Origin of the sequence: Anaerolinea thermophila UNI-1 (assembly GCF_000199675.1) — a bacterium.
Taxonomy (GTDB): Bacteria; Chloroflexota; Anaerolineae; order Anaerolineales; family Anaerolineaceae; genus Anaerolinea; species Anaerolinea thermophila.
Window position 1 is genome coordinate 2,295,405 of record NC_014960.1, and the last position, 21,640, is coordinate 2,317,044.

Consider the following 21,640-nt stretch of genomic DNA (forward strand, 5'->3'; position numbering starts at 1 on the left):
GTTTATCCTTTGCGAAACCGATAACCTACACCAAAAACAGTCTCAACATAATGCGGATGGTGTGGGTCTTCCTCAATTTTGGCTCTCAAGTTCTTGATATGGGCATCAATGGTACGTTCATAGCCTTCATAGGCTACCCCTTGAATGGCTTCCAGCAATTGCAAACGGGTAAAAACCCTGCCAGGTTGTGCCATTAACGTAGAGAGCAGTTGAAATTCTGTAGGGGTAAGGAAAATCTCTTCATCTCCACGTTTAACCGTGTGGGTATCCAAATCCACTTCCAAATTGCCTTCCCGGAGAATTTGTGATCCACCCGACGAACGATTAAAGCGTCTCAAGACGGCTCGAACCCGGGCAACCAGTTCCCGTACCGAGTAGGGCTTGACGATGTAATCATCTGCTCCCAATTCCAACCCAATCAAACGGTCTGTCTCTTCTACCCGTGCAGTAACCATAATGAGAGGGACATCGCTCTGGCGGCGAATCTCGCGGGCAACATCCAGACCATCCATGCCGGGGAGATTCAGGTCAAGCAACACCAGATCAGGTTTATGTTGCCTGAACAAAGATAAACCTGTATCTCCCCTGGAAGCCAGAATCACCTGAAAGCCTGCCTTTTCCAAATAGGACTGGGCAACTCGGGCAAGTTCAGTTTCATCTTCAATGAGCAACACGGTGGACATGTTCATCAATTCCTTTCAGCACTTCCAGCAACCTTTCCTGCCAGTTTTGCGCCTGAGCCAGAAGCCAGTAAGCATTTTTCCCTGCGCGCACGTCCCTCCCAAGCGGAGGAAGTCCGCGCTCAGATAAACCTTCGGGCAAAGGCGGGAAACGAAGGACAATCTGATCTCCTTCAAAGGAAACCGAGGACAACCCTACTTTTTGAGCGTACAGTTTGACTCGCATCTGATAAATGAGATTTTTAACTTGCTCAGGAATAGGCCCAAAGCGGTCACGAAACTCCTCTTCCAGCGCATCCAGTTCGTCTTCTCGCTCCACATCGGCAAGGCGACGGTACAGTTTCAGGCGAAGATGTTGATCGGGGATATAAGAGACAGGGATGCCCATTGCCAGTGGCAAATCCACATTAACAGGATTGGGAATCCCTCCCTTCAACTCTTCCTCTGCAGAAACAGAAATCCCGCTGACTTCCCGGATTTGACGCACGGCTTGCGCCAGTAAGCGAGTATACAGGTGGAAACCTACCGCAGCGATCATGCCATGCTGGCGTGTTCCCAGCAATTCCCCCGCACCACGCATCTCCAAATCTCGCATGGCAATGGAATATCCTGAACCCAACTGTGTATTCTCGGCAATGATCTCCAGGCGTTCCTGTCCTTCTGGCGTGGGTGCCTTCCTGCGATGACGGAAAAAGTACGCATATGCCCGCTGAGCACCCCGCCCTACTCTACCACGCAATTGATAGAGTTGCGCCAAGCCAAAAGTATCACCACGATCCACAATCAGCGTATTCGCATTGGGGATATCCAACCCGGACTCGATAATCGAGGTACACAGTAAGACATCCAGTTCTCCGCGAGTGAACGCCATCATGACGCGCGAGAGGGCTTCTTCGGGCATCTGTCCATGAGCAATGCCAATGCGGGCTTCTGGCACCAGTTTTTGCAGATGTTGTTCCATGGCATGGATAGTTTGCACGCGGTTATGGACAAAGAATACCTGCCCACCGCGCTCAATTTCCCGCAAGATTGCCTGTCTGACCAGCCTTGGAGAATATGGCCCAATGTGGGTAATAATGGGCAAACGCTCGGCCGGCGGGGTGTTGATTTGAGAGATGTCGCGCACGCCCGTCAGTGCCATGTAGAGAGTACGCGGGATGGGAGTGGCGGTCAGCGTCAGAACATCGACCTCGGTGCGCAATTTTTTGAAGTATTCTTTGTGCGTCACACCAAAGCGTTGTTCCTCATCAATGATAACCAAGCCCAGGTCTTTAAAGGCTACATCAGGCTGGAGTAATCGGTGCGTTCCAATGATAATATCTACCGTTCCTTCACGAAGTTGCTGAAGGATGCGTTCCTGCTCTTTAGGGGTACGAAAGCGGCTGAGCATTTCCACCATTACCGGGAAGGGCGCAAGCCGCTGACGGAAAGTTTCAAAGTGTTGTTGTGCAAGTACAGTGGTAGGTACCAGCATGGCGACCTGTTTACCGTCCATTACAGCCTTAAAAGCGGCTCGCAATGCTACTTCGGTCTTTCCATACCCCACATCTCCGCAAAGCAAGCGATCCATGGGACGGGGACGTTCCATATCCCGCTTGACCGCCTGGATGGCTTTGATCTGGTCCTCGGTTTCAATATAAGGAAAACTGGCTTCCAGTTCTTTCTGCCACATCGTATCGGGTGAAAAAGCGTGTCCCTTTGCCACCTGACGTTTGGCGTACAACTCGAGCAGTTCCTGAGCGACTTCCAGCACCGACTCACGCACCCGTTGCTTGACCGATGCCCATTCCGTGCCGCCCAGATGTGTTAAGGAAGGGGTCTCCCCACTGGGACCAACATAACGGGTTAGGCGATCTGCCTGATAGACAGGGACAAAAATTGTATCTCCGCCCTCGTATTCAATGGCTAAATACTCACGCTCAACGCCATCCACAGTGCGGCGGCTTAAGCCGGCAAAACGCCCAATGCCATAATCCACATGAACGATGTAATCACCGACTTTGAAATCCGTATATTCCGCCTCGGGAGGAGTCACTGCCTGACGCGCTCTGCCTCGAGGTTGAGGACGATCCCATCCAAAGATTTCACTATCTGTGAACAGGAAAACCTGTCGACCATCATCCTGTGTCAGCACCCAACCTTCGCTCAAGGTTCCTTCCATGAAGTCGGGCTGACAAATGTCAGGATACTGTTCGGACTGTTCCTGCCAGACCTCACGAATCCTCCCCACCTGTCTGGAAAGGATGAAGAATCGCTGGTGTTCCCTGCAACCAGAGAGCATAAATTCCACAAAAGATTTCAAACGCCCACCAAAACGAGGACCGGGTTGAAACGCCTCGGCGAGAGGGGAATTTTCCGTAGCCGTTCCACGCCCTAACTCAAGCCATGAATAGGCGCTGAGGATTTCCTTAATTTCGGAAAATGAGAGATAGGGAACTGGAAAGTCTTTCTCAAGAAGCCCTTCGTTAATGCTATCTCGGCGCGTTTTGACTGCCTGTTCTTCAATCTCATTGCTGAAAGTTTGGAGCAAATCCAGATCATCCAGGACTACCAGGGCATTCTGTGGAAGAAATTCCAGCACACTTGCCGGAGCAGTATGGACAAGGGGTAAATAAAACTCATCTACATCCTGAAGGGCAAGATTTAATTCCGCCGCTTTTCCAGGTAAGACTTCACGTGCTGGTGTGATCAATACAGACGAAATGGGCTGGATTTTACGCTGGGTAGATGGGTCAAACGTGCGTAAGGTTTCGATTTCATCCCCGAAAAACTCCAGGCGGACGGGAAAAGTTTCGGCGGGAGGCCAAATATCCAGAATGCCCCCACGATGCGAAAATTGCCCTGGCTCCAGTACTGTATCCATTGGCTGATAGCCAACCTCTACCCACCAGCGCTTTAATGCTTCCAGAGAAATGGTTTGTCCCTGACGTATTTGTTTACTGGCTTTCAGAAATTCGCGCCTGGGCAGGGTACGGGTCATCACTGCGCGGATGGGAGCCACAATGATTGGGGGAACTTCTGGCTTGGAAACCCCGGGAATGGCATAGCGTGCCAGTAACGTCAGCACCTGAATGCGATCACGCCGGACATTGGCTCCCCAGGCGGCTGGCTCATAAAACAACGGTACCGGTTCAGGGAACAGGTAAACGGGCAATCCCTTTGCCCAGAAGGAAAGTTCGTCAAACCAGTATAGCGCATGGTCAGCGCGGTCGGTAATCAGGAAAACAGGGCGGCGCAAATCTTCTCGCAGACTTTCTGCCAGAGGGATTCTGGCAGAGCGCATCAGGGCTAAGCCGGGCAAAGGCAACCCTGCCCGTAAATCCTCCAGAAGATTCTGGTAAGCCTTCAGGGAACGAATCGAATCGAGCACTTAAGTCCCTTCTTTTACAGAACCATTAAACTCATTCATGGCTGTCTGAATACCGGCTTCTACAAAACGCAAAGCCGCTTTGACAGCGCGATCCATAACTTCATCCAGTATTTCTTTTTCCTTTTCAGAGAAATCCTGCAAGACATAAGCCGCAGGGTCCATCTGACCGGGCGGACGCCCAATCCCAATCCTCAAACGGCAAAATTGAGAAGTGCCCAGTTGCTGGATAATTGAACTAACCCCTTTTTGTCCCGCAGAGCCTCCACCCGGACGAAGCCTTAATGTGCCCAACGGAAGATCTAAATCATCGTGAGCCACCAGGATTTGCTCCGGCGGAATTTTATAGAATTGCGCCAAGCCTTTGACCGATTGCCCGGAAAGGTTCATATAAGTTTGCGGCTTTGCCAGAATCAGGCGTTTGCCGGCATATTGCCCCGTGGCAATAATGGCTTTGGATTGCACTCTCCCCGGAGTGATCAACAAGGCTTTGGCAAGCCGATCAATGAACATAAACCCGGCATTATGGCGATTTTCACGATATTCTCGCCCAGGGTTACCCAATCCCACAATCAAAAACGGTTTGAGCGGCTCTTCTGCCTGAGAATGATAAAATAACCGCTGCAACATGGATTTATCCCCCTTTCCGGAAAAGAACCTGTAACAGGAAATACCCTCCTAAAAGGATAAAAAGGCCAATGGCTACAACTCCCCCTAAGAGGAAAGAACGTTGCAGTTTATCCGATGAAATTTCCAGGGGGTTAGCAGAAGAAGTGCTCTGTACCTCCATCCGCGATGGTGTGTAATCTGCTATCGTGATAGGGGTTTTTTGCGTGCCAACTGCACCCTGTGGAACAGGGGTACTGGTCTCGATAGGCGTATAATTTCGTACCCTCACCTGTTGAACAACAGTTTCAGCAATCTTGCCCTCGGCAAGATAAACCCGAACCCGGATTCGATATTGCCCGTCGGTGATGGTAGTTGTATCCCAGGTTGCCAGTGTCCCCCCTCGCACAATCTGCTCTCCCCTGCCAATCAGGAACCAGGTATTGGTCTCGTCTTTCTGGTAGGCAAATGAAACTTCGTAAGACTGAAACCCCTCCAGATCTACATTCCCAGCAATGATAACCTGCCCCTGAACAGCCTCTCCAGGTTTGGGCGTGTCCACCATGACCTGTTGAGAGGATGGCACCAACCAACCTATCAGAAAAACACCAAACCAGCGCAGAAGCCAAAAGAGCATCTTAAACATAAGCAAAAATAAAGTTTATCATGAAGGCAAAGAACCTGCAAATTTTTTCGTTTTCCGGTCAGGAGCAGGTTATACTCAGAGCACGATGAATGACCGTCTGTACCATACCTTACGCTTGCTGGCAGCCCCATTTCGATATTCCTGTTCAGACGCAGGTTGCCCCTCTCCAGGACAACCTGCTATATTTGTTGCCAACCATTGCGGACCGATTGGACCTATCCAAAGCATTTTATCCTTACCTCGCCGGGTGTATCCCTGGATTGTGGTGGATATGCTGGATTCTCAAAAGATCGTTCCTTATCTTTACAAAGATTTTGTGACGACCTCCCTGCATCTGAAGGGAAAACCCGGCTGGTTTCTTGCAAAGGTCATTGCCAGAATGGCTCTGCCATTTCTGAACAGCCTGGGTTGTATCCCGGTAGATCGCTATGATGTGCGCTTCTCTGGAGCGTTTTTGCGCAGTCTTGAGTTACTGGAAAGAGGCGAGGCGTTGTTGATTTTTCCGGAAGATCCGCTCTTGCCCATCAAACCTCAAACTGGAATGCGCCCTTTCATGAGTGGTTTTTTATGGCTATGTGTTTTGTATAAGCGCAAAACCGGTTCACGCTTACCGGTTATACCCACTGCGGTCATACCTGCTGAGAGGAAAATCTATCTGGGAGAACCCATGTATTATCGGGAAGCACAATTCCCCAAGGAAGATACCCGTAAAATGGCGCAGGAAGTTGAAAAGAAGATTTCACAATTACTTGCCGAATCCCCTGATTGTTAACCCACCCTTCGATATAATGGTGCTTGAGGAGGAAACCCATGAGCAAACTGGTCACCGTCTCCGAAATGCGTCAGATTGAAGCCGAAGCCAACGCCAGCGGATGGACATACGATCAAATGATGGTGCGCGCCGGAACAGGCGTGGCGCAACTTGTCCATTCGTTGTACGGGTATGAAGAAGACCTCCAAGCCGTGGCGCTGATCGGGTCAGGAAATAACGGAGGAGATGCCCTGGTGGCGTTAGAATGGCTGGCGAGTGTCGGCTGGAAGATCCGGGCATATCTGGTTCGCCCGCGTGCTGAAAGCGATCCGCTGATAGCCAGAGTCCTGGAACGCGGAGGAGAAATGGCGACTGCATGGGAAGACGTGCAGTTTTCCCGGTTGGACGCATGGCTGAAGCATGCCACTGTTTTGATCGACGGCGTGTTGGGAACAGGAATCCGACTCCCCCTCCAGGAAGAAGTCGCCCGGGTGCTTGCGCATGTTAAAGATTTTGAACATCGTCCTCCCTGCATAGCCGTAGATTGCCCCTCAGGTGTGGACTGCGACAGCGGAGAAGCGGCGCCAGAGTGCATTCCTGCTGAGGTCACTGCCTGTATGGCAGGGGTGAAAATTGGTTTGCTCAAAACTCCCGCCTTTTCCCTGGTTGGGGAGATACAGGTCATTGATATCGGTTTGCCCGCGGGACTCTCCTCATGGGAGCAGGTCCAGAGAGAAGTCATTGATGAGGAATGGGTCAGCAATCACCTTCCCGACCGTCCTGTCGAAGGGCATAAAGGAACATTCGGCACCGCCACGATTTGCGGGGGCTGTTTGAACTACAGCGGTGCACCACTGCTTGCCGCTGAAGGTGCCGCAAGAAGCGGCGTCGGGCTGGTGCAGGTAGCCGTGCCTGTCACGGTTCACACCATGATTGCAGGAAGTAACTGGAATGTGACCTGGTTACCATTACCCGAAGAACAAGGGTTCATTGCCACAGAAGCAGCCGCAGTGTTGTTGAAGTCCCTTCAGCGTGCCACGGCGCTTCTTATTGGTCCCGGGTTGGGCCTGGAAACCAGCACGCAGAAATTCCTGCAACGCCTTCTTGAAGCCAGAGAGAAAGACCTCGAAGAACGTCCAGTAGGATTTTTATTCAATCATGAAACCTCTTCCAGGAAACCGACAACCACCGCTCTTCCGGCGCTGGTCATAGACGCCGATGGACTGAAATTGCTGGCACAAATTGAAAACTGGCAGAAATTGCTTCCCCCCCACAGTGTTTTGACCCCTCATCCGGGTGAAATGGCAATACTTACCGGTTTGAGCACCAGTCAGATTCAAGCCAACCGAATTGAGACCGTTTTGAAGTTCGCCAGGGAATGGAATCAGGTGATTGTCCTGAAAGGGGCTTTTACCGTCATTGCCGCCCCTGATGGAAGGTTGGGATATATTCCCATCGCCACCAATGCTTTAGCCCATGGGGGAACTGGAGATGTGCTGGCAGGGATGATCACTGCATTGCGCGCACAGGGCATGGACAGTTTTGAAGCCGCCTGTGCCGGGGCCTGGGTTCATGCTCAGGCAGGACTGATTGCCGCTCAAGAAGTAGGACATCCGGCATCGGTACAGGCAACAGACGTGTGTAAAGCCATCCCTGACGTTTTGGCGTGGGTTTGGAAAGAAAAATAAAGCCGCCCACCGGGATATACCCGTTGGCGGCTTACAGATTCCTGAACCATACAACCCTAAACGGGAGTTTCTCCCTTGGGTTTGGCAACGCTCTGAACGGCCTCAGTAACCTTAGCTTTCTGTTCTTCCAGAACGGCTTGTCCTTTCTTTGCCAGTTCCTCTGCCTTGCTCAGGTATTCTTCAGTTCGGGTTTCAACTTCTTTACTAATGGTCTGTGCCGTCTCAGAAGCCTTGTCCGCCAGTTCAATGGCACGCTCTTTGATGAGCACCCGCGTTTCCTCTCCGCTTTGGGGAGCAAAAAGCAAGGAAACCACTGCGCCCGTAACAGCGCCAACAACAAAACCAATCAGGAAAGCGCCGAATTCATCTCGATCCGACATATTCAACTCCTTTCGTGCATTTTGCACATGTATGAACTATTTGCGAGAAATACGCAAAATTTCAGTCAGTTTGCGAATCCCCGCCAGATACTCGTTTAACTTGATCACCGGTTCACTGAGGTTGTCACTCAAGAAAGTAACAGTGCCCTTCAAAGTATTCACCGTTTGATTGGTGGACTGGATGATAGGGCGGATCTCGTGGTTAATCAAGTTGATCAATATTGCCAGTTGGACGATTAAGATCACCAGAGCAACCCCAATGACCAGTGACTCAAGCGCCATAAAGATAATAAAGACATCCCGCACCCGTGCAGTAGTCTCATTATCCGATTGAATGAGCAAGACCGCACCGACAATCAACCCCACAAGCAGAACAACCCCCAGGATAATCAACCCTATGGGGACTGAAGACTTCTTCTCTTCCACACCTACAGAGGTGGGGGATAAAGGCTCAACTGGCGCTGCCTGTGAGGGAGATTCAGGAGAAAATTCACTCATGAAACTAATTATACATCATCCTGTTCTTCAAACCTTATCCAAAAAAGAATTTTGGGGATGAAATGGATGGTTTTTCTCAACCACTTAGCCTCTTCGCACAGGATTACACAATATCTGATCTATTGCCTGTGACAACTGGCGCAAATTACTTACCTGAAAGGCTAAATCGCAAAAAGGAAGATATCGGGGCATATCTGAGTCGCCTGTACCCCATAACGCTTGAGGGTCGGGGTTCAACCAAACACAGGTTTTTGCCCGCCTTGCCATTGTTTGAAACAAGTCTTCTCGGGGTGGATTGAAATTGTTTCGTCCATCTCCTAAAACGATTAAAGTTGTGCGTTGATCCAGCAAGTCCATATGCTCAGCCACAAAACCCGCCAGCGCATTCCCCAGATCTGTATTGTAGTGACCCGGTGGCATACGTCGTAAAACCTGAGGAATGGCTTGCTGTGGTGCCATGCGCTCAAACTCCGGAGAAATATACTCAAGGTGATCAATGTAGGCAAACGCATGAGACTGACGAATTTGATCTCTCACCATGGAAATAAAAGTGAGGAAAAATTCTGCGCAATATCGCATTGAGGTACTGAGATCACACAAAAGCACCAGTTTTGGTTTGAGAATATGGTCTTTATAACGCAATTCGATGGGAATGCTGCCATGCTGAAGGTTTGCCCGCAACGTAGCCTTGGGATCAAACTGCCCACTTTTTGCTCGACGCAGGCGCAATGCCAGGCGGGTACGCAGGGCGGCTGCCATACGCCGAACCTCTTCACGAAGTTGCCTGGAATCCGATTCCGTCAGGCTCTGAAAAGGACGATCAATCAGACTGGAACTACCTTTTGGGGGCGGATTTTCCAGCATGTTCTGCAAAATTTGCTGTCCAGCAAATTGTTGAATCTGTTCCTGCAACGCCCGACGATTTTCCTCCAGCGCTTTCTGGATTTGGGCAACTCTTCGGCGATTCATTCCCAACTGCTGAAGCAACTCTACCAATTCCTGGATACCTTGCCTCAATTCGGGGAACTGTAAGGCATTTTCAATTTGTCTTGCCAGATAGTTCTGGTAACGTAAATCACTATATTGGGAAAGATTGAACCAGTTTTGCAGTTGCTGAAAATCCTGCGGCGAAAGCGGCTTGCCTTCCAGAAGACGTTCCAGCATTTCGCGCAAACGACGATTGAAAAACTGCAAGGCTTGTGTCAGCATTTTAGCTTCCGCTTCAGTTAACCCTGGAAAAATGTTCTGGAAAGGCGGGGGGGCTGAAGCCTGAAAAAACATGGGAAACAGACGTTCAAATGTGGGGAAATCCTGCGAGTCTTTGATCAGGGTTGCCCGAAGGGTCATGCGAAAAGTTTCCCGATTGGTTACTCCCAACCACTCCACAGCCCGGAAAGCATCGGCACTTTCCGCCAGGCTGATGCGCACCCCACTGGCACGCAAAGCAGCGATAAATTGTACTATCCGACGTTCCATCTTACCCCCTTAATTTCTCCAGGGAGCGGAAGGGAAGGCATCTGTACCACTCCGTCGGTCTTTGGGAGGAGGTGAGAAAAATTGTTGCCTTGCTCGTTGCAAGTCGGCTTCGTGTTTCAACAAAACGCTTAAAGTGGTTTCCAATGTCTGCTGGTCAAGGGCATTGGCATTCAAAGCCACAAGGGCTTTTGCCCAATCCAGAGTCTCACTGACAGAAGGAGATTTTCTCAAATCCATGGTGCGCAGGCGTTGCACCAGTTCGACCGCCTGACGTGCCAGTTTGGGGGAAAGTTCCGGTACCTTAAGACGAATCACCTGCAGTTCCTGTTCCAGGGTTGGGTAATCAATGTACAAATAAAGACAGCGCCGTTTAAGGGCTTCACTCAGTTCACGGGTATTATTACTGGTAAGCACCACCACTGGACGATTGACTGCCTTGAGTGTGCCTAATTCAGGAATGGAAACCTGAAAATCGCTCAGCACTTCCAGCAGGAAGGCTTCAAATTCGGCATCAGCCCGGTCAATCTCATCAATCAACAAAATCACCGGCTTTTCACTCAGTATGGCTTTCAACAATGGTCGCTGAAGAAGAAAGCGCATGGAGAAAAACACATCTTCTTCCCTTGCCAGACGATCAGCGGCTTCACGCAAACTGGATGTATCCGAGAGAGACTGGGACAATTTTTCACGCAACAATTGGGTATACAGCAATTGCTTGGCATATTCCCATTCGTACAGGGCTTTGGTTTCATCCAGTCCTTCGTAGCACTGCAATCGGATTAATTCTCTGTCCATCGCACCGGCAAGAACTTTTGCCAGTTCGGTCTTTCCAACCCCTGCAGGACCCTCTGCCAGGATGGGCTTTTCCAACTGTAAACTCAGGTAAACTACCGTAGACAGTTCATCGCTGGCGAGGTATTTCTGGGCTAAGAGCGCTTCCTTCAAAACTTGAGGAGATGCAAATCTGTTCATAAATATACCTTTATGAATTGGATAATAATAGTCAGTATAGCAAAATCCTTTCAGAATTACTAGCCCCCGTCCAACGCGGAAACTGTAATAAAACCGGCGGGTAAATTTCTGTTATTAGAGGAAGGGTGGAAGAATAACTCTCAACCGTTTGAATTTTATACAAAGCCCTGCGAAAGCCCGTACATACTGGTATACTAATTTTCAGCAAGCCGAGGAGGATTTATACTATGGACCACCTCCCATCAACCGAGTCACGAAAATCGGATCATATTCGCATTAATCTCGAAGAAGATGTGCGTTCTGCACTTACTACCGGGCTGGAACGCTTCTTTTTCATTCATGAAGCCTTACCCGAAGTCAACCTTGAGGAAATTGACCTGCATCTGGAATTGTTTGGCAAAACCCTTAACGCCCCTATTCTGATTTCATCCATGACGGGAGGAACGGAAAAGGCTGGGCTGATCAATCAACGCTTAGCCGAAGCCGCACAGGCGACCGGCATCGCCATGGGAGTGGGCTCGCAGAGAGTGGCTCTGGAAAACCCGCAAGCTGGTGCTTCTTTCCAAATAAGGCAATTTGCACCTGATATTCTGCTCTTTGCCAATATTGGAGCGGTGCAATTGAATTATGGGTATGCGGTAGAGCATTGCCAGCGGGCTGTGGACATGATTCAAGCCGATGCCCTGATTCTCCATTTGAACTCCCTGCAAGAAGCCATTCAACCCGAGGGAGATACTCGCTTTGCGGGACTGCTTGGGAAAATCGAACAGGTTTGCAAGCAAGTGTCAGTCCCCGTCATTGCCAAAGAAGTAGGATGGGGAATTTCAGAAAGGACAGCCCGCATGCTGGTGGATGCCGGGGTTTCAGCAATTGACGTAGCCGGGGCGGGAGGCACCTCATGGTCACAGGTAGAGATGTATCGCATTCAGGATGAGAGACGTGCGCGAATCGCAGCCGCATTCCGCAATTGGGGCATCCCAACCGCATACTCTATCCAAATGGTCAAAAAAGTTGCACCCCATGTTCCCATCATTGCCTCAGGAGGATTGAAAACGGGAGTGGATATTGCCAAATGCATCGCCCTGGGAGCCTGCATGGGAGGCATGGCAGGGCAATTCCTCAAAGCCGCTACCCAATCCACTGAAGCGGTGATCGAACTTATCGAGGAAACCCGGGAAGAAATCCGCATCACCATGTTTGGTGTGGGCGCTGCAAACCTAAAGGCTTTATCATCGACCCCATTGATAGAATACTGAGGAAAGATATGATGCTTAACCAGGTCGTTCAAGAAATGTTACCGCGCATTGAAGAGGAACTTCGACAGGTGATTGAGGCAACCTCCAGTCCGAACACCCCGCAACTTTCTGCCATGCTCCGCTATCACCTGGGCTGGGAAGGGGAAGGGACAGGGCAGGAAGCCCAGGGAAAACGGATTCGCCCTCTGCTGGTGCTTCTCAGCGCCCAGGCAGTTGGAGGAAAATGGGAACAAGCCCTGCCTGCCGCAGCGGCAGTGGAACTGGTTCACAATTTTTCCCTGATTCATGATGATATTCAGGATCAAAGCACCTTACGTCGAGGACGCCCAACCGTTTGGGTCAAATGGGGCATTGCTCAAGCCATCAACGCAGGTGATGCCATGTTCACCCAGGCGTTCTGGGCATTAAACCGCCTGGAGCAAACCATTTCCAGCCAAACTGCGCTGGAAGCCTCACGAATTCTTCATCAGGTATGTCTACGGCTAACCGAGGGGCAGTATCTCGATCTTGCGTATGAAAAGGTGGACACTCTTCCCTTAGAGGCTTACTGGCCCATGGTTGGCGGAAAAACGGCCGCGCTTCTGGGAGGATGTGTGGAACTGGGCGGGCTTTGTTCTCATGCGAGTCCTGAGCAACGCACGGCTTTGCGTGAATTTGGTGAGAATCTGGGGCTGGCGTTTCAGGTTCTGGATGACTGGCTGGGCATCTGGGGAGATGCCGCTTTGACAGGGAAATCCACAGAGAGCGATCTGGTGTCGGGAAAAAAATCCCTGCCGGTGTTGTATGGGCTGGCAAACAGCGAGACATTCGCCCAGCGCTGGCGCAGAGGAAAGATCACCAGCGAGGAAGTCCACGATATTGCTGGGTTGCTTCAGGATTGCGGTGCAGAGGCATTTACCCTCAACACCGCCGAGGAACTGACACAAAAGGCTTTAGACGCTTTAAATCGTGCCTTTGAACAAAATCGTGAACGAAGTCTGTTATTAAGTGAATTAGCAAAGAAATTACTCAGCCGGAAATCTTAGCCCTTTGAGATAAGCGTCGATCCAATGTCCAAAGGGCAAGAGCAAGAATCAGCCAGGTAATGAAGTGAACCTGACGAACAGGTCCAATCCAAAGGCTGCTCGCCCGAAAGGGCTCTACCACGATTTGAACAATAGCCGTGAGGATAACAAATAGCAAGAATCTGCTCCCCGGAATTTCGAATAATGAGTCGGTCGAAAGGGTTTTGCGCGGTATCCAGATCACTAACAGAATTCCCAAAGAAAGAATCACCTCATAAACTTGAGTTGGATGCCTGCGCGCACCCCATAACTCCACAGCCCAGGGTAAGGTAGTGGGAATGCCAAAATTCTCTCCACTGGCAACATGGGATAACCCGATCGCTACAGCAAGGATACTGAAAAACGTGGTAAGGGCATCCAGCGTACGCCAGAAGGGCAATTGCGCTTTCTGAAGATACACCAGACTGACCAGAAAGGCGGTGAGCATACCGGCTTCTGCAGAAAGCATTTGCGGAGTCAGCGAAAGAAGACTTGCGGGACTGCTCAGGAAGGCTTGAGGAAACTGCAACGCATACCCAATCCTTGCACCCAGGATCCCGGAAATTACCCCCCATAGCATCAAACGGGACACCTTTGAGGACGAAATACCAAACCGAACGGCATGTTTCTCGGTGACGTCCAGAGCAAACCAGACCCCAAGGAGCAGAATCAAACCGGGGGTTTGCACGGCAAGGGGGCCAAGGTGAATAATGGGAAGCATCAAGGTTCTCCCTGCTGAGAAAGTCTTTGTGCCTGTGCAAGAAGCAAGGCTTCGGATAAAGGCCCGCCGATAATTAATTCCCGAATTTTGCCTTCCCGGTCGATAAAGAAAGTGGTGGGTAACCCGCTAATACGGTACGTAGATTGAACGCCCCCTTGCTCATCCAGCAGTACAGAAAAAGTCAATCCATTGTCTTGAACAAAATTCAGAACATCGGAGAGTGTATCCTGACTGGTAGCATTGACAGCAATCACTTCCACCCCCTGTGATTGATAGGCTTGATAGACGCGCTGAAGAGCAGGCATTTCCTCACGGCAGGGAGGGCACCAGGAAGCCCAAAAATTCAAAATGACCACCTTACCCCGCAAATCGCTCAGGCGGATGGTTCCTCCGTCTATTGACCTTAACTCAAAATCTGGCGCAAGAAAACCGCGCTGAGCAAATGCAACAGTCTGTTCTGATGCTTTGAAAAATATGGATGACACGCCAATCCATAAAGCCGTCAGAAACAAAGACAGCAACGCAAACCAACGATAGGCAGAGATTTTTACCATAAGAATTACTTTATAGATGCAAAAAGTCTGCTCAGGTTGCACCTTCACAAAGATAATCCTCAGAGCGAGGATTCATTACAGGTAAAATATCATCAAAAGAGTATCCCGTGCAAAAATGTCCTCTTTGTCAGTTTGTTCCCATGTATCTCCAGATCATTCAAACAGATGCCGAAGAGTAAGGCAAAAGGGAACAACGTATATGGACTGTACCCTAACATTAACCTAATGGAGTGAAAGAGATGAGCCAAACGCCCTACTTTGAAATTGAATCCTTGCTGGAAATGATGGGGAAGGCAGGAAAACGCCTTGCCGAGATGAATGCCAGCGAAGGAGCGGCTGGGAATCTCTCTATTGGAATTCGAGGACAGATTATTCCTGAAGAGTTATTTTCCATTCAGGAACAAATTGAGTTGCCCATATGTGTGCCAGAATTAAGTGGGATAACTTTTCTGGTGTCAGGCTCTGGACAACGCCTCAGAGACATCCTCGATCATCCTCTGGCAACGATAGGATGTTTACAAATCGATGATGAGGGAAAAACAGGGACTTTATACACCTCTCCCCAACGCAAGTTTCAAAAACTGACCAGCGAATTCAACTCCCACCTGGCAGTACATGCTGTCTTGATGACGGAAAAGGCACTCCATTTCCATTCGATTGTGCATGCACAACCGCCCTATCTCACGTATCTCAGCCACTTAACGCCATATCAAGAAGAACGCACTTTAAATCAGCGTTTGTTTCGCTGGCAACCGGAAACAATCATCCAGTTTCCTGAAGGATTTGCAGTTTTACCTTTTGCAGTTCCTGGATCAGACGAACTGATGCGTGCCAACGTAACGGCTTTACGACGCCACAAACTTGCTATCTGGAGTAAGCACGGGGTCATGGCATGTTCCGAAGAATGTATTTTGAAAGCCGTAGATTATATTGAATATGCAGAGGCAGCAGCCAGATATGAATACCTGAACCTTGCTACAGGGGCACCTAGCGCCGGATTGAGCGTGGATGAAATCTTGAGAATCTGCCAAGCCTTTCATATCAAGCAAACGGTGTTTTCCAAACCAACCTCATAAATTCAATTTGAAGAACAGGTTTTGAAAATTGGTGTGTTTTCGGGCTTGACAAGAATCGGAGGAACGTTACAATTCTGGTAAATTCACCCAATACGTGGAGGAGGAACGCGATGAGCGATACATTTGAGCAGGTCAAAGCCGTCATTATGGATGTGATGAAAATCGATGGTGAGGGAATTACCATGGAAACCCGCTTCGTGGAGGATTTGAAGGCGGATTCCATGGATCAATTCTTCCTGATTGACGGATTTTGCGAGAAATTCAACATGTCCATCAGCGACGAGGACGCCCGGCAAATCCGCACTGTTGGAGATGCTGTTCGCTACATTGACGCCCACCGCGGATAATTTTTATTTCCTTGGAATTAAAAAAACCGCCGGACAGGTTTTCCACCGGCGGTTTTTGGTTATCCTTCGAAAGGAGGCTGGCTATCCAAGCAAGCCAGGAATTTCCTCCGGGTGATTGGCTACGCGAACACCACTTTTTTCCAGCGCCAGAACTTTATCCCTGGCTGTACCTGTTCCGCCTTCAATGATTGCCCCAGCGTGCCCCATACGTTTGCCAGGCGGGGCTGACTGCCCGGCGATAAAGGCAACCACCGGTTTGGTCATATTTCGGGCGATAAACTCTGCCGCTTTTTCTTCATCGGTACCGCCGATTTCGCCAATCATCACCACCTGATCGGTGTGAGGATCCGCTTCAAACATATCCAGCACATCCACAAAATTTGTCCCGTTGATGGGATCTCCCCCAATCCCCACACAGGTGCTGGCACCTTTTCCAGCCATCTTCAGAGCATATAAGACTTCATACGTCAAAGTGCCCGAGCGGGAGACAATACCAATATTTCCCGGAATGGAAATATTATTGGGGATAATGCCCACCTTGGCTTCCCCAGGGGTCAAAATACCAGGGCAGTTCGGACCAACCAGGCGCACTTTTTTCTGGTCCAGATAACTGCGCACCCGCATCATATCCTGTACAGGAATGCCTTCCGTAATACATACAATGAGCGAAACCCCCGCATCTGCGGCTTCCAGAATAGCATCGGGGGCGAATCGGGCAGGGACAAAAATCACACTGGTATTGGCACCCGTGGTTTCTACCGCAGAGCGCACCGTATCAAAGACCGGGATTTTCCCTTCTAATACCCACTCTCCCCCTTTCCCCGGGGTGACGCCTGCCACCACATTGGTACCGTAAGCCACCATTTGCGTGGTGTGGAAAAGACCTTCATTACCTGTAATGCCTTGAACCACCAGACGGGTTTGTTTATTGACCAGAATGCTCATTTTGCTTCCCCTTTCACCACAGCAACCGCCTTTTGAGCGGCTTCCAAAAGCGTTTCAGCGGTAATCATCTTGGCTTCAGCCAGCAGCCTGCGACCTTCTTCGGCGTTGGTACCTACCAACCGAACTACCATAGGAATATTGGGTTTCACTTCGGCAAGAGCAGTGAGGATTCCACGCGCCACTTCATCACAACGAGTAATCCCCCCAAAAATGTTGAAGAGCACTGCCTTGACTTTAGGATCGCTCAGGATGATACGCAAAGCGGCGGCAACCTTTTCCGCACCGGCCCCCCCGCCAATATCGAGGAAATTGGCAGGTTCACCCCCACACAATTTGATGATATCCATGGTTGCCATGGCAAGTCCAGCGCCATTCACCATACACCCGATTTCACCATCCAGGCTAATGTAAGAAAGTCCAAACTTACGGGCTTCGATTTCTGCCCAATCTTCGGCATCCAAATCGCGCATTTCAACTAAATCGGGGTGGCGGAAGAGCGCATTGTCATCCACAACCATCTTGCCGTCCAGGGCGAGTAATTTTTTATCGGAAGTAATGACCAGGGGATTGATTTCTGCCAGGGTAGCGTCGTTTTCGGTATAGGCTTTCCACAATCCATAAGCCACTTCGGCGAATGAGCGCCACAACGGACGGGGGAGATCAATGCTTACCGCCAGATCGCGCGCCTGATATTCGCGCAACCCGAGAAGCGGGTCGATATGAATCTTGATAATTTTCTCCGGGGAAACTCGAGCCACCTCTTCAATATCCACCCCTCCAGCGGCAGAAGCCATCATCACCGGACGGCGCGCCCCGCGATCGTTGGTGATTCCCAGGTAAATCTCCTTCTCAAAACTCACGGCTTCATCCACGAGGATTTTGCGAACCGGCAATCCTTTGATTTCCATGCCCAGAATCGTGGTAGCCAGTTCTTCGGCTTCTTTGGGCGTTTTCGCCAGGCGAATCCCCCCGGCTTTGCCACGCCCACCTACCAGCACCTGGGCTTTAATGACAACTTTTCCGCCCAATTCTTCGGCAAAATGCTTTGCCTCGCTTGCCATGGTGGTCGTCCTTCCCTTGGGAATGGGCACACCATAGCGGTGAAAAATGGCTTTGGATTGATATTCATGTAGTTTCATAGAGAGCAGTCCCTGTAGAATTTTGACTAACCTCATTATTTATAACATAATTCCCCTAAGGGGATGTAAAAAGACCCTGTACCGATTTTCAAAACGGCCAGGGTCTTTTAATCTTTACCCTCTCAATTACCCTTTGAGGAATGCCTCTAATGCTTCCCGGCTAATGCGGTAAGCGTTGCCAATCTTACGGGCTTTCAAATCCCCCGCTGTGATGGCAGCCAGGACGTCTTCCTCTGAAACCTTCAGTATTGCCGCCGCTTCGGCAGGGGTCATCACATCGGGAATCACCGGCGTGGCTTGCCCAGAGGCGGCCGCAGCGCCAGTGCCTGCCGAACCCTGTAAGGTATTGGAGAGCATATTGCCAATGCCCATCCCGGCACCAATTCCTGCGGTTAAGCCAGCACCACCACTGGGGTTTTGGGCCGCATCACGCAGGGCATCTGCCGCCTGCAGTTGTGTATAGGTCTGCATATCCAGCATCCCCATAGCACGCAGTTCTTCAGCAGACTTCTCAGACGGCTTGAGACTGGCGATATAGAAACTTTTGAGCGTCAAGCCCACTGCAGCAAAGTCATCCTGGGCTTTTGCCCGTACCGCTGCGCCAATTTCTTCAGTTAATGCAATCAAGTCGGCAACGGTGTGTTGAGCGGCAGTTTCACCCAGAATGTCCTGCAGTTTGGAAAGCAACATGGTGCGCAGACGATTCTCAATCTCGGCTGTAGTATACATGTGCTGAGCACCAACCACCTGGGTAACAAACTGTTGAGGGTCACGCACCTGAAAACTGTATGTTCCAAAACTTTGCAAGAGGGCAACTCCCAGCCCCATCCCGGGGTTACGCACCAGAATCGGCTGAGGGGTACCCCACTTTTTGTCCACAAACTCCCGCATGGAGACAAAGTACACTTCTGCTGTAAAAGGAGTGCGGTTGTTAAAAGCCTTCCCCAACAGTTCGGCCAGTAAAGGCACGTTTGCTGTACTGATAGTATGCCTGCCGGGACCCAGCACATCCAGCGCATGTCCATCCCGGAAGAAAACTGCACGCTGAGATTCGCGGACGATCACCTGCGAGCCAAAACGCAAGTCAGCCACCCCTTGTTCAGGGAAACGATGGACGATTTCGTCCAGCATTTCATTGGGGTATTCCACTACATCAAAAATTCTAGCCATGGCTTTCGTTCACTCCCTTTCTAAGCCTCTTCACCCTGGTTCTGCAGAATAACCTGCACCCGCTTGTCAAAGGCGTCAATGCACTTTTGAGATTCGCCCACCAGTGCACGAATGGCCGCGCCTAAGCCCTCCGTACCCAAAGCGGCTTCCACGTTATCAATTGCACGCTCGACTGCCTCGCTGGATTCAAACAGTGCCAGGTCGTACTGGTAAAGCAAGGCAAGTTCTTCCGAGTTGACCTTAACGGCATCAAAAAATCCAGCGTACCCGTATGAAGCAGTACGCACGCGGTCAATGAAAGTGCGTAACTTCACCACCGCGCCTTCCAAATCATCCACATAACGCAAGCCACCTTGGGAAACGAGATCGCGTTGTAAGGCGGAAATGCGCTGAACCAGGGTTTCAAACCGGCTGGCAATCGTCTCGCGCAATAGTTTATCCGCCGAGCGGCGGTTCACCCGATCCACATAGCCCTTGAAACCTGGAATTTTTCCCAGCAATTTTCTCAATGGGTCCTGCTCTTCCATTACCCGTCCCAGAATGTCGCTCATTTTTCCTCCTTGGGTTTACCTGTCCAGACTTGATTATAGCGATTATTGATTAAGAAAACAACAAAAACCATGTCAGGAAAGGTCAAGAAAACATCAAAGGAATTTGTGAAAAAGATTGCAATTTTTCTGTAACATGGAAGCATTGTATGGACAAAAAAGTTTTATATAATGGAAGTAAGTATCCTTGAGATACACAATTTCAAAGAGGGAGGAAAGCAAAAATGTTACTCGCAGCCAAAGAAAAAGGACAGGGACTTGTTGAATACGCACTCATTCTGGTTCTTGTTGCCGTTGTAGTCATTGTCATTCTGGCTCTTCTGGGGCCCGCCATCGGCAACATTTTCAGCAACATTGTCAACGCCATCTAAGCGGCTTCAAATCCATTTTTTCAAGCATGAAGGGACTCGCGCGAGTCCCTTCATGCTTGAAAAGCCACCTGGTAATGTTCTTGCAACTATTCTTAATAAAACCGTAAGGTAAATTTTTTTGTTCTAAAATATGCGTATAATTAGATTGATTGTTTGAACGACAACATTACGGAAAATCATCACATTAAATTTCTTTTGGTCAGGAGGATGACATGGCAACAGGTGGGAGACGCCGCGGACGAGCATTTATTCTCATTGCTCTGATCCTGATTTTGCTTCTCGTGTTAGCATGGGCTGTGGTACGCTTCTTCGCCCCAAATCAACTCCCTACTGCCCCGGGTGAAACCTCAGCCCCCCCAACCCCCGTTGAGGAAATGACCTCTATTGTCATTTCGGTACAACCGATTTCACGCGGATTGGAATTCAATGAAACGAATGTAACCACTATCCCATATCCTAAAAAGGATCTGGTAGAAGGCGCCTTCATCACAGACATTCAGGAAGTCCTGGGGAAACGGGCAAAGTTTGATATTGAAGCCCGTACTCCTATCACCATGACCATGCTGGTTGATCCAACAACGAAGAACTCACCAGCGGCGTTCCAGATTCCTCCTGGACAGGTTGCCATTACCATTCCGGTAAGCAAACTGTCTTCGGTGGCGTACGGGCTGGAGCCTGGGGATCATGTCAACGTGATTGTCTCCCTGTTGCTGGTGGACATTGACCCGGGTTTCCAATCCAAACTGCCCAACAATACCGGCGTGGTCGTAGCACCGGGACCCTCGGGAGAGGGAGGTCCCACGACTATCTCCGCCTCGGTAAGCAAAACTGACTCGCTCTCCGGGCGCACCGAACTGGATCCTACTCTTGGACAACCTATTTACGTGATTCCGTCTGAGCCACAACGGCCGCGTTTGGTGAGCCAGACTCTGATTCAGGACGCCATTGTGCTTCGGCTGGGGGATTTCACTTCAACATCTCAACAACAAGCCCAGACCGCTGCACAACAACAACCCACGCCAGCACCGGCAACCGGTCAGGCACAGCAACCGGCAGAAGCTCCCAAGCCCGATACGGTGACTCTGATCGTCACCCCCCAGGATGCCGTAACGTTGAACTATCTGATGCTGGCTGGTGGACGTTTGAACCTGGTGATGCGCAGCGCCGGGGATAGCCAGCGAATTGCTACAGAACCGGTAACCCTGCAGTTCATTCTGGATCAATACAACATCCCGAATCCGGCAAAACTGCCCTATGGGTTAGAACCGCGTCTGGATCAATTCCCGAACACCATTCCAGCGTTCCCGAGCACTGGCTCAACCTTCACAGCAACGCCACAGTAAATGAGAAATGGAGCATTGAAAACTTTACCGGCTTGGATTATTGTTAAATCAGATGCCTGATGA

22 protein-coding genes are annotated in these 21,640 nt (G+C 50.2%); 8 read left to right on the forward strand and 14 right to left on the reverse strand.

The features are described 5' to 3' along the window. Positions 1-2: 2 nt before the first annotated feature. Genes ANT_RS10210 through ANT_RS10225 form a run of 4 tightly spaced genes read right to left on the reverse strand, consistent with a single transcriptional unit; the run spans position 3 to position 5,290 of the window. Complete coding sequence (locus tag ANT_RS10210; RefSeq protein ID WP_013560437.1) at positions 3-683, reverse strand: response regulator transcription factor; 681 nt, start codon at positions 681-683, stop codon at positions 3-5. Then, positions 661-4,050 (reverse strand): transcription-repair coupling factor, encoded by a 3,390-nt coding sequence (gene mfd / locus ANT_RS10215; RefSeq protein ID WP_013560438.1) that lies wholly within the window; start codon positions 4,048-4,050, stop codon positions 661-663. Before mfd ends, ANT_RS10210 begins: the two co-directional genes overlap by 23 nt. Then, the gene (gene pth / locus ANT_RS10220; RefSeq protein ID WP_013560439.1) at positions 4,051-4,677 is read right to left on the reverse strand and encodes an aminoacyl-tRNA hydrolase; all 627 of its coding nucleotides are present in this window, start codon (positions 4,675-4,677) and stop codon (positions 4,051-4,053) included. It abuts the gene before it with no gap. 4 nt (positions 4,678-4,681) lie between these two features. Further along, on the reverse strand, positions 4,682-5,290 hold the full coding sequence (locus ANT_RS10225) for a hypothetical protein (protein ID WP_172634614.1): 609 nt from the start codon (positions 5,288-5,290) through the stop codon (positions 4,682-4,684). Positions 5,291-5,384: 94 nt separating this feature from the next. On the opposite strand from ANT_RS10225, the gene ANT_RS10230 reads away from it, so the two are divergent. Together ANT_RS10230 and ANT_RS10235 are read left to right on the forward strand one after the other, a co-directional pair. Continuing rightward, positions 5,385-6,071, forward strand: a complete 687-nt coding sequence (locus ANT_RS10230; RefSeq protein ID WP_013560441.1) for a lysophospholipid acyltransferase family protein — start codon at positions 5,385-5,387, stop codon at positions 6,069-6,071. 38 nt (positions 6,072-6,109) lie between these two features. Next, a complete protein-coding gene (locus ANT_RS10235; RefSeq protein ID WP_049784885.1) occupies positions 6,110-7,738 on the forward strand; it encodes a bifunctional ADP-dependent NAD(P)H-hydrate dehydratase/NAD(P)H-hydrate epimerase in 1,629 nt (542 codons plus the stop codon). Between the two features lie 56 nt (positions 7,739-7,794). On the opposite strand, the gene ANT_RS10240 is transcribed toward ANT_RS10235, so the two are convergent. The 4 genes from ANT_RS10240 to ANT_RS10255 form a co-directional block, all read right to left on the reverse strand. Continuing rightward, positions 7,795-8,118, reverse strand: coding sequence for a YtxH domain-containing protein (locus ANT_RS10240; protein ID WP_041454925.1), 324 nt, complete (start codon positions 8,116-8,118; stop codon positions 7,795-7,797). A 36-nt stretch (positions 8,119-8,154) separates the two neighbouring features. Continuing rightward, complete coding sequence (locus ANT_RS10245) at positions 8,155-8,616, reverse strand: hypothetical protein (protein WP_013560444.1); 462 nt, start codon at positions 8,614-8,616, stop codon at positions 8,155-8,157. 84 nt (positions 8,617-8,700) lie between these two features. Next, a complete protein-coding gene (locus tag ANT_RS10250; RefSeq protein ID WP_013560445.1) occupies positions 8,701-10,092 on the reverse strand; it encodes a vWA domain-containing protein in 1,392 nt (463 codons plus the stop codon). Positions 10,093-10,101: 9 nt separating this feature from the next. After that, positions 10,102-11,064: an AAA family ATPase gene (locus tag ANT_RS10255; protein ID WP_013560446.1), complete on the reverse strand. Its 963-nt coding sequence runs from the start codon at positions 11,062-11,064 to the stop codon at positions 10,102-10,104. Positions 11,065-11,291: 227 nt separating this feature from the next. Here ANT_RS10255 and fni point away from each other — a divergent pair, with 227 nt between their 5' ends. Continuing rightward, positions 11,292-12,320, forward strand: coding sequence for a type 2 isopentenyl-diphosphate Delta-isomerase (fni, locus tag ANT_RS10260; protein ID WP_013560447.1), 1,029 nt, complete (start codon positions 11,292-11,294; stop codon positions 12,318-12,320). An 8-nt stretch (positions 12,321-12,328) separates the two neighbouring features. Beyond that, positions 12,329-13,345 carry a polyprenyl synthetase family protein gene (locus ANT_RS10265; protein ID WP_013560448.1) on the forward strand — a complete coding sequence of 339 codons (1,017 nt, stop codon included), beginning with the start codon at positions 12,329-12,331 and terminating at the stop codon, positions 13,343-13,345. On the opposite strand, the gene ANT_RS10270 is transcribed toward ANT_RS10265, so the two are convergent. Together ANT_RS10270 and ANT_RS10275 are read right to left on the reverse strand one after the other, a co-directional pair. Then, positions 13,329-14,084: a prolipoprotein diacylglyceryl transferase gene (locus tag ANT_RS10270; protein WP_013560449.1), complete on the reverse strand. Its 756-nt coding sequence runs from the start codon at positions 14,082-14,084 to the stop codon at positions 13,329-13,331. The genes ANT_RS10265 and ANT_RS10270 overlap by 17 nt on opposite strands. Then, positions 14,084-14,638 (reverse strand): TlpA disulfide reductase family protein, encoded by a 555-nt coding sequence (locus tag ANT_RS10275; protein WP_070105153.1) that lies wholly within the window; start codon positions 14,636-14,638, stop codon positions 14,084-14,086. The genes ANT_RS10270 and ANT_RS10275 overlap by 1 nt, the downstream gene beginning before the upstream one ends. A 281-nt stretch (positions 14,639-14,919) precedes the next feature. Here ANT_RS10275 and ANT_RS10280 point away from each other — a divergent pair, with 281 nt between their 5' ends. Beyond that, a complete protein-coding gene (locus ANT_RS10280) occupies positions 14,920-15,714 on the forward strand; it encodes a class II aldolase/adducin family protein (protein WP_231854351.1) in 795 nt (264 codons plus the stop codon). A 110-nt stretch (positions 15,715-15,824) separates the two neighbouring features. Further along, positions 15,825-16,061: an acyl carrier protein gene (gene acpP, locus ANT_RS10285; protein ID WP_013560452.1), complete on the forward strand. Its 237-nt coding sequence runs from the start codon at positions 15,825-15,827 to the stop codon at positions 16,059-16,061. An 81-nt stretch (positions 16,062-16,142) separates the two neighbouring features. On the opposite strand, the gene sucD is transcribed toward acpP, so the two are convergent. The 4 genes from sucD to ANT_RS10305 all read right to left on the reverse strand — a co-directional run bounded on the left by sucD (position 16,143) and on the right by ANT_RS10305 (position 19,866). Beyond that, positions 16,143-17,006, reverse strand: a complete 864-nt coding sequence (sucD, locus tag ANT_RS10290) for a succinate--CoA ligase subunit alpha (RefSeq protein ID WP_013560453.1) — start codon at positions 17,004-17,006, stop codon at positions 16,143-16,145. Beyond that, positions 17,003-18,145 (reverse strand): ADP-forming succinate--CoA ligase subunit beta, encoded by a 1,143-nt coding sequence (gene sucC / locus ANT_RS10295; RefSeq protein WP_013560454.1) that lies wholly within the window; start codon positions 18,143-18,145, stop codon positions 17,003-17,005. The genes sucD and sucC overlap by 4 nt, the downstream gene beginning before the upstream one ends. Before the next feature lie 126 nt (positions 18,146-18,271). Continuing rightward, positions 18,272-19,315: an SPFH domain-containing protein gene (locus ANT_RS10300; RefSeq protein WP_013560455.1), complete on the reverse strand. Its 1,044-nt coding sequence runs from the start codon at positions 19,313-19,315 to the stop codon at positions 18,272-18,274. Between the two features lie 20 nt (positions 19,316-19,335). Next, positions 19,336-19,866 (reverse strand): hypothetical protein, encoded by a 531-nt coding sequence (locus tag ANT_RS10305; RefSeq protein ID WP_013560456.1) that lies wholly within the window; start codon positions 19,864-19,866, stop codon positions 19,336-19,338. Positions 19,867-20,087: 221 nt separating this feature from the next. Between ANT_RS10305 and ANT_RS10310 the strand changes: the two genes are divergently transcribed. Together ANT_RS10310 and cpaB are read left to right on the forward strand one after the other, a co-directional pair. Beyond that, positions 20,088-20,234: a Flp family type IVb pilin gene (locus tag ANT_RS10310; RefSeq protein ID WP_013560458.1), complete on the forward strand. Its 147-nt coding sequence runs from the start codon at positions 20,088-20,090 to the stop codon at positions 20,232-20,234. Between the two features lie 212 nt (positions 20,235-20,446). Beyond that, complete coding sequence (gene cpaB / locus ANT_RS10315) at positions 20,447-21,577, forward strand: Flp pilus assembly protein CpaB (protein ID WP_013560459.1); 1,131 nt, start codon at positions 20,447-20,449, stop codon at positions 21,575-21,577. Positions 21,578-21,640 lie beyond the last annotated feature (63 nt).

Excerpts from the sequence above, each read along its gene's own strand:
- ANT_RS10230 (WP_013560441.1), top strand. The coding sequence starts at position 5,385 with ATGAATGACCGTCTGTACCATACCTTACGCTTGCTGGCAGCCCCATTT.
- ANT_RS10245 (WP_013560444.1), bottom strand. The coding sequence starts at position 8,616 with ATGAGTGAATTTTCTCCTGAATCTCCCTCACAGGCAGCGCCAGTTGAG.
- sucD (WP_013560453.1), bottom strand. The coding sequence starts at position 17,006 with ATGAGCATTCTGGTCAATAAACAAACCCGTCTGGTGGTTCAAGGCATT.
- ANT_RS10305 (WP_013560456.1), bottom strand. The coding sequence starts at position 19,866 with ATGAGCGACATTCTGGGACGGGTAATGGAAGAGCAGGACCCATTGAGA.
- ANT_RS10235 (WP_049784885.1), top strand. The coding sequence starts at position 6,110 with ATGAGCAAACTGGTCACCGTCTCCGAAATGCGTCAGATTGAAGCCGAA.
- ANT_RS10310 (WP_013560458.1), top strand. The coding sequence starts at position 20,088 with ATGTTACTCGCAGCCAAAGAAAAAGGACAGGGACTTGTTGAATACGCA.
- ANT_RS10210 (WP_013560437.1), bottom strand. The coding sequence starts at position 683 with ATGTCCACCGTGTTGCTCATTGAAGATGAAACTGAACTTGCCCGAGTT.
- sucC (WP_013560454.1), bottom strand. The coding sequence starts at position 18,145 with ATGAAACTACATGAATATCAATCCAAAGCCATTTTTCACCGCTATGGT.
- ANT_RS10225 (WP_172634614.1), bottom strand. The coding sequence starts at position 5,290 with ATGCTCTTTTGGCTTCTGCGCTGGTTTGGTGTTTTTCTGATAGGTTGG.
- ANT_RS10255 (WP_013560446.1), bottom strand. The coding sequence starts at position 11,064 with ATGAACAGATTTGCATCTCCTCAAGTTTTGAAGGAAGCGCTCTTAGCC.
- cpaB (WP_013560459.1), top strand. The coding sequence starts at position 20,447 with ATGGCAACAGGTGGGAGACGCCGCGGACGAGCATTTATTCTCATTGCT.
- ANT_RS10275 (WP_070105153.1), bottom strand. The coding sequence starts at position 14,638 with ATGGTAAAAATCTCTGCCTATCGTTGGTTTGCGTTGCTGTCTTTGTTT.
- ANT_RS10300 (WP_013560455.1), bottom strand. The coding sequence starts at position 19,315 with ATGGCTAGAATTTTTGATGTAGTGGAATACCCCAATGAAATGCTGGAC.
- fni (WP_013560447.1), top strand. The coding sequence starts at position 11,292 with ATGGACCACCTCCCATCAACCGAGTCACGAAAATCGGATCATATTCGC.
- acpP (WP_013560452.1), top strand. The coding sequence starts at position 15,825 with ATGAGCGATACATTTGAGCAGGTCAAAGCCGTCATTATGGATGTGATG.
- ANT_RS10265 (WP_013560448.1), top strand. The coding sequence starts at position 12,329 with ATGATGCTTAACCAGGTCGTTCAAGAAATGTTACCGCGCATTGAAGAG.
- ANT_RS10280 (WP_231854351.1), top strand. The coding sequence starts at position 14,920 with ATGATGGGGAAGGCAGGAAAACGCCTTGCCGAGATGAATGCCAGCGAA.
- ANT_RS10240 (WP_041454925.1), bottom strand. The coding sequence starts at position 8,118 with ATGTCGGATCGAGATGAATTCGGCGCTTTCCTGATTGGTTTTGTTGTT.
- pth (WP_013560439.1), bottom strand. The coding sequence starts at position 4,677 with ATGTTGCAGCGGTTATTTTATCATTCTCAGGCAGAAGAGCCGCTCAAA.
- ANT_RS10250 (WP_013560445.1), bottom strand. The coding sequence starts at position 10,092 with ATGGAACGTCGGATAGTACAATTTATCGCTGCTTTGCGTGCCAGTGGG.
- ANT_RS10270 (WP_013560449.1), bottom strand. The coding sequence starts at position 14,084 with ATGCTTCCCATTATTCACCTTGGCCCCCTTGCCGTGCAAACCCCCGGT.